This is a genomic window from Ketobacter sp. MCCC 1A13808 (genome assembly GCF_009746715.1).
Lineage (GTDB): Bacteria > Pseudomonadota > Gammaproteobacteria > Pseudomonadales > Ketobacteraceae > Ketobacter.
Genome location: NZ_VRKW01000015.1, coordinates 75,029 through 81,943 on the forward strand (window position 1 = coordinate 75,029; position 6,915 = coordinate 81,943).

The window sequence follows — 6,915 nt, forward strand, 5'->3', positions numbered from 1 at the left end:
CACAACTTAAACCTGCAAGCAGGGAGCAATATTATGAATTTGCGTAAATGGGGCATAACGTTGCTGAGCTGCATTATAGTGTTTGCAGCTTTGGCTTATTTTAAAGTAACAGAAATTCGCGCAGCGATCGCGTTCGGGGAATCGTTCCCTGAGCACTCGGAATCGGTGGAAGAAGCGGTTGTGCAAACCGTAAATTTCACACCCACTATTCGCGTCATTGGCGAAATGGTCGCGCCTCAACGGCTGGATCTGCGTAACGAATTGGCGGGTGAAATCGCAGAAGTGAATTTTCAGTCAGGGGCTACGATCGCTAAAGGACAAGTGCTGCTGCAATTGGATACATCAGTAGAAACCGCCAATCTTGAAGCCGCCGAGGCTCGTGCTGAATTAGCCCAATCCGTTTACAAGCGATCCGAAGACCTGTTCCGTTCCAAAGCCGCTAGCAAAGATCAGCTTGACCGCGCCAAAGCAGACCTCTCAACCTCAGTCGCGGAGATGGAAGCCCTAAAACGAACCATTGAGAAAAAAACCTTACGCTCCCCATTCGATGGTAAAGCCGGACTGCACGATTTCGAGGTGGGTCAGTTTTTGATGGACAACACCTTCATCACAACCTTGATCAGCGACAAGGATTTTATTTGGGTTGATTTTAAAGTCCCTCAATTTTATCGCCGGTTATTACCGGGAACGGAATTGGAAATTACTACCATCGGCCACGCCAATAGCCGGATTCAGGGTACTGCAACCGTGTTCGCTGAAAACACGATCATCGAATCGATCAACCGCAGCCGGACGTATCGCGCAAAAGTGCCGAACGCCGACAATCAACTAACCGCAAACACTATGGTGAATGTGAAGGTCCCGGTAGACGACGAAGAAGCCTTGTTGGAGATACCTTCGGTTTCGATTCAACAAGATCCGCTGGGACAATTCGTTTTCCTATTAGTAGAGGATAAGGAAAACAAAGGCTTTCGGGCTAATCGCAGGCAAGTAAAAGTGAAAGCAATAGAGAATGAAAAAGCGGTCATTGAATCTGGTGTAAAAGCAGGTGATCTTATAGCGGCTGCCGGTGCGTTTAAGTTACACGAGGGGTTATTGGTTTTCAGCCGCAAAAGGCAGGAAATAACCAGCGGTGTGGCCTCTGATAGCCAGCCACCAGCTATTGAGCAGGATAGCTTGTAATGGATATTTTCGTAAAACGACCGGTTCTGGCGATTGTTATATCCGTTATATTATTACTGGCTGGCGGTTACGCAGCGATGAAAATACCAGTACTTCAATTTCCCCAAATTGAAAGCTCTTCACTGGTTATCACGACCTCCTATCCGGGTTCATCCGCCGAAGTGGTTCAAGGATTTATCACTGAGCCGATTGAACGGGCTGCTATGACAATACCGGGGGTGGATTATGTCGAAAGCAGCACCAGCGCCGGCCTCAGTGAAGTGACAGCGTGGCTCGAATTGAATGAAGACAGTACTCGCGCGTTGGCAGAGCTGTCGGCCCGGCTTGCGCAAATCAGCTACGAATTGCCGGATGGCGCCGAAGACCCCGCGGTAGAAGTCGTCCGCGCCGACCGACCTGCAGCGCTCTTCTATATGGATGTTCGGGGCGAAGAATGGTCCCGTTCAGAATTGACTGATTATATGGAACGGCAAGTGAACCCTCAATTCGCCTCTATTAAAGGCGTACAAAGGGTCGGCCTGGAAGGGGGGCGCTCACCGGCCATGCGGGTTTGGATTGATCCGGATAAGATCGCGGCACTGAATATCGGTGCCGATGAGATCATCAATGCCATCCGCTCGAATAATGTGATTGCCACCATGGGCAAAACCGAAAACAGCCGTCAACAAATCAATTTATTGAGTAATGCAACCCTCGCAACCGTAGAGGACTTTCAGCAGCTTGTGATCTCCAATAAAGACGGCGTGGTGATCCGGCTTGGCGACGTCGCGCGTATCGAAATGGGGGAAACCCGGGGTACCATCGCGGCACGTTACAACCAGAAAACCACACTCTATATTTCGATCTGGCCGTTGCCGGGTGCCAACGAAATCGCCATCGGAGATGAAGTCTATAAACGACTAGCCGCGATCAACGAGACACTTCCAAAAGGGCTATCCATCCACACCGGATACGACGGCACTATCTACATGAGAGAGTCGTTAAAAGAAATTTTTACCACGCTGTTTGAAACCATTTTATTAGTCGGTTTGGTTGTGTTGCTGCTAATGGGCTCATTCAGGACCGCCCTGGTTCCACTGGTCGCCATACCGGTGTCCATTCTGGGTAGCATCGCCGTAATCTATCTGATGGGTTTCGGACTCAACTTGCTAACCATTCTGGCCGTTGTCTTATCGGTGGGCCTGGTAGTAGACGACGCCATAGTCGTGGTTGAAAACGTCGCCCGGCACCTGCGAGAAGGACGCACCCGGTTCGATGCAGCATTGGTGAGCTCAAGAGAACTGCTCTCCCCCATTATCGCTATGACGTTTACTCTTGCAGCCGTGTATACCCCCATCGGTTTCGTTTCCGGGTTTACTGGCAGCCTTTTTAAAGAATTCGCGTTTACGCTGGCCATTGCAGTAATTATTTCTGGTATCGTGGCTATCACACTTTCTCCTATTATGAGCGCCTGGGTATGCGCAGATTACGGTCGAGAAAGTAAAATGACCCAACGTGTTAACGGCTGGTTTGATGCGCTTAAAAGCCGCTACGAAACACTGCTGGTAAAAAGCTTCGCCTGGCGCAACCAGATATTGGTGTTCGCTCTGTTTATCTCACTGCTTGTGGTACCGTTCTATCTGTTTTCCGGCAAGGAGCTGGCACCGATTGAAGACCAGAACAGCATTAACATCATCATCGAATCTCCGCCACAAGCATCGGTGGAATACACCGACGACTATATGCACGACGTGATTGACTTGATAGAGAAAACCACGCCAGGATTGAATATGGTATGGCAGATTATTTCACCCAATGGTGGATTCGGTGGCATTGAATTTGTTGATTTTGACCAGCGCGAACAATCAGTACAAGAACTCCTACCCTCGGTTTATGGACAGCTATCTGCGATCACCGGTGTGAGAGTTTTCCCCATACTGTTTCCAAGCCTGCCAACCGCCGGACAATTTGATGTTGAGATGGTGGTGCAATCCCCGGATGACTACCAGACGATGGAAAGCTTTGCCAAACAACTGGTAAATGCGGCCTATCAAAGTGGTAAATTCATGTTCGTGGACACCGACCTGAAAGTAAATTTGCCGCAAACTCAGATCAGCTTCAACCACGATCGCATTGCTGATTTGGGGATGGATGTTAATTATGTCAGCGCACAACTTTCATCATTCCTGGCCGAAATGGATGCCAACCGATTTAATGCCAATGGTAAAGCTTACCGGGTTATTCCCATGGTTGAAAATCAGTCCCGCAACACTCCGTCAGCGTTGCTGGATCTTTCCATCCGCACTCCGAATGGGGAATTAATACCACTGCGAGCAATAGCCGAGCTGGAATCCAGGGTCAGCCCCAGAGAGTTGGGCACGTTTAACCAACAGAAATCCTTTCGCGTCTACGGCGGTGTGCTGCCAGGCACTACCAACGGCCAGGCACTTGAAACGCTGGAGCTGGCGGCAAAAGACTTGCTTCCGACCAGCTACTCCGTGGATTACGCCGGTGTGTCCAGACAACTCAGGAAAGAAGGCAACAGCATGTTGTCCGTGCTGGTCATAGCCATAATTGTTGTGTATCTCGCTCTGTCCATCCAGTTCAATAATTTCCGGCTGCCCCTGGTTGTCTTGCTGGGATCCGTTCCGCTCGCTTTATCCGGTGCGATGCTGTTTAGTTTTCTGAGCCTGACAACGGTAAACATCTATGCACAAATCGGCTTTATAACCCTGGTGGGGCTGATTGCCAAAAACGGAATATTGATTACCGAGTTTGCCCATGAACAGCAGATCGCCGGCATGAATAAAATTGAGGCTATCCGCGCGGCAGCATCCCTGCGATTACGCCCGGTACTCATGACCACAGCAGCCACCGTGCTGGGACATTTTCCACTGGTTTTGGTCACCGGGGCCGGTGCTGAAGCGCGCAATAGCATTGGTATTATATTGGTAGCGGGCATGGCTATCGGCACCCTGTTCACTCTGTTCATTTTGCCGTCCGTTTACCTTTGGCTAGCGCCAGCCGGCTACAATAAGCCATCTAAAATAAAACAGGAGCATCCACTCCCCGGGGAGCAGGAAGGCGTTCTTGATAACGCATAATCAAGACCCTTACTAATATTCCCTTGCCATTAAATCTGTATTTATATACAGTTCCGGTAGTGCTAATGGCCCCCCGAGTCTTGTTACTAGGATTCAGAGGCGGGCTCGACCGGTTTAAATGCCGGATTTAATTCCGCTCAAGATAAAAGGTTCGAGGTGATTTATGGCTGTAGTGGTAATGTGGAAATGCGATCGGGATGGCAGTATGTTTACAGATAAAAAAGAGGCTGACGCCTACGATAAAATGCTTGAATTGGCAGAACATTTTACAGAATTCCTAAAGACTCAAAGCACTGGTATCAGTGAAGCCGAGGCCGAAAATATCGGCTTGCTGTTAGCTAAAAACAAAGATTCCGTAATGAGCGCCTGCAAAGGAAAACCAGAAGCCCTTCTCGAAATCAGTGACGAGTCCGACAATCAGGAATCCAATGTAACAGCCCTGCCCGCTAAATCCTGAAGATCATCTAAGACTTAACGGGTTTTATTTTCAACGCTATAATCTGAGCCTTGTTTAACCCTTGTTTTAAAATTCAGGCGACCATTAGTGGATAAGGCTCAGATCTATCAATCCTTTCTGAATGAAATGACCAACGTGTATAACGATGCTGTAAAAGCAGCGGAAGATGCACATGCTACGGCCACTCATACTGAAAGCACTGCCGAAAATAAATACGACACATTTGGCCTGGAATCCGCCTATCTTGCCCATGGCCAATCACAGCGTGTCTTACAATATCAATCTGATCTTCTATCATTGAACAACCTGAACTTACCAAACCTGGACGCGTCATCTTCGATTATTCAGGGGGCATTGGTAGTGATCGAAGATCAGAACCAGGTCGAAAAAATCGTGCTATTGGGTCCTGTGGCCGGAGGACTAACGGTATCCATAGAAGGCAAAAACATCTCCATGGTCTCTATCAGTTCTCCGTTAGGCCAAAAACTCTTGGGTAGCTTCGAAGGGGATTCTATTGCGGTTGCTATCGGCTCAGATTTAAAAGTCTACGATATTGTTGCAGTCAGTTAACGTCCCCGGTCTTTGGTTCGGATTTCGATCACTTTACCGTTATAGAAATCCACTTCCCGAAGAAATTGTCCGGAACCCTGATCATAGGTCCAACGCTCAATGTCTCTATAGACCGGTTCAATTTCTTGTAAATCAACAGTGACACCCCTGGGGTTAACTTCACTGGACGCCTGCAACCGGCTATTTTTAACTCCGATTACTTCTTCCCTGATGACCTCCTGATATACAGGGTTACCGCACCTACTCGTGACTTCATAAGCGGATGCACCGATATCCACCAATTTACGATCGCAACGCATGGCGGCATGCGCACCACTGGAAGCAGTGGCACAAGCCAGCAGCAAAAACACGCCAGTATTGAAATAACTCATATCCCTTAGCCTCATGCAGAATCATTAACATACCTATATGACACCACAGAATATAATAATCACCCCAAATACTGTACCTGATTTTGGAGTGATTATTATTCCTTGGAAGTAAGGTGGTTTAGAGGTAATCGGTGCAGGGGAAAAACTTGTTACCGCTCATAGACTTGGCGTCCCATCGACCGCGCCTACAACTGCGGTTCCCCTTTGGAATGGACACCTAATTCAGCGTTTAGCAATGATCCAAACTGCATGGACGATACCGGGAATATAACCCAACAGAGTCAATAAAATATTCAACCAGAAGGCACCTCCGAAACCGACTTGCAAAAACACGCCTAAGGGTGGTAATAGAATGGCAATTATAATTCTGATCAAATCCATTTATTGCTCCTTATTTCCTTCCAGTGAATCGGACTTATTACGACATAGAACCCACGTACTATAGTCACGCTTTTTTGATTTAATCAACCCGAAAAAGTTCAAGCGAAAATACAACGCAATGACCAACGCGATAAGATATCTGCTCATGCGATTTGCAACCGCAAAGCAAATCCAATGTATATCGATGGCCTAATTTACACCCGCACATACGCTATATTGCATACAGCAAATTTACAGGAGTGATTTATCGCTGTGGATCTCCCGGAACGTTTAGTAGGCTGCGTAAAGAACGCAAACTGACTCAAAAGGTTTTAGCTGAGAAGCTAGAGGTACATATCACCAGATTCAGCATTGTGAGAATGTCAGCACCCAATAAGGCTGCAATTTGAGGCGATCTGTCAGTTTGATGAAGAAGACAAGCTGCTGGTCCAAGGTGTATTGGAAGGATTGATACTCAAGCATCAGGCCAAGCAGTCATTGCAGCGACAGGCTGCGGCTAAGGGGAATAAATATCGGATAAAGAAAAGCCCGCAGTGCGGGCTTGGGATCTTCGAAAATGCATGCCCGACTACCGTGCTGCCCTCATAAGCTTGCTGGGCAGATGTCAATGCGTTAGTGTTCAGAATTCTGTGTCATTTCTTTATCATTAGACCAAAAGAGATGACCTATGACCAAACCAACATTCGATATGGAAGCCGCCCTCAAAGCCCTGCGTGAAGGCCGAGTTGGATGAACACCTGGCCAACGAGGGAGACTGTAGATAAATCTGTGTAACTGCTTATCATCAACGTCAGAGATGGCAAGGATAAGCAGTTATGAACAAAGACACCCTAGAAGCCCTGGCACGCGAAGCGGCCAAAGGCATTAAAAC

The 6,915-nt window shown here is 47.9% G+C and carries 6 protein-coding genes; 4 read left to right on the forward strand and 2 right to left on the reverse strand.

What is annotated here, in order from left to right:
• Positions 1–33: 33 nt before the first annotated feature.
• The 4 genes from FT643_RS19840 to FT643_RS19855 all read left to right on the forward strand — a co-directional run bounded on the left by FT643_RS19840 (position 34) and on the right by FT643_RS19855 (position 5,292).
• A complete protein-coding gene (locus FT643_RS19840; RefSeq protein WP_156873152.1) occupies positions 34–1,182 on the forward strand; it encodes an efflux RND transporter periplasmic adaptor subunit in 1,149 nt (382 codons plus the stop codon).
• A complete protein-coding gene (locus FT643_RS19845; protein WP_156873153.1) occupies positions 1,182–4,265 on the forward strand; it encodes an efflux RND transporter permease subunit in 3,084 nt (1,027 codons plus the stop codon). Before FT643_RS19840 ends, FT643_RS19845 begins: the two co-directional genes overlap by 1 nt.
• 163 nt (positions 4,266–4,428) lie before the next feature.
• A complete protein-coding gene (locus FT643_RS19850) occupies positions 4,429–4,722 on the forward strand; it encodes a YebG family protein (protein ID WP_156873154.1) in 294 nt (97 codons plus the stop codon).
• A gap of 87 nt (positions 4,723–4,809) precedes the next feature.
• Complete coding sequence (locus FT643_RS19855) at positions 4,810–5,292, forward strand: GreA/GreB family elongation factor (RefSeq protein WP_156873155.1); 483 nt, start codon at positions 4,810–4,812, stop codon at positions 5,290–5,292.
• On the opposite strand, the gene FT643_RS19860 is transcribed toward FT643_RS19855, so the two are convergent.
• Together FT643_RS19860 and FT643_RS19865 are read right to left on the reverse strand one after the other, a co-directional pair.
• Entirely contained in the window at positions 5,289–5,663 is a 375-nt protein-coding gene (locus tag FT643_RS19860) for a DUF2845 domain-containing protein (protein WP_198043734.1), read from the reverse strand. The two genes, FT643_RS19855 and FT643_RS19860, sit on opposite strands and share 4 nt — an antisense overlap.
• Positions 5,664–5,885: 222 nt before the next feature.
• On the reverse strand, positions 5,886–6,044 hold the full coding sequence (locus tag FT643_RS19865; protein WP_156873157.1) for a YqaE/Pmp3 family membrane protein: 159 nt from the start codon (positions 6,042–6,044) through the stop codon (positions 5,886–5,888).
• Positions 6,045–6,915 lie beyond the last annotated feature (871 nt).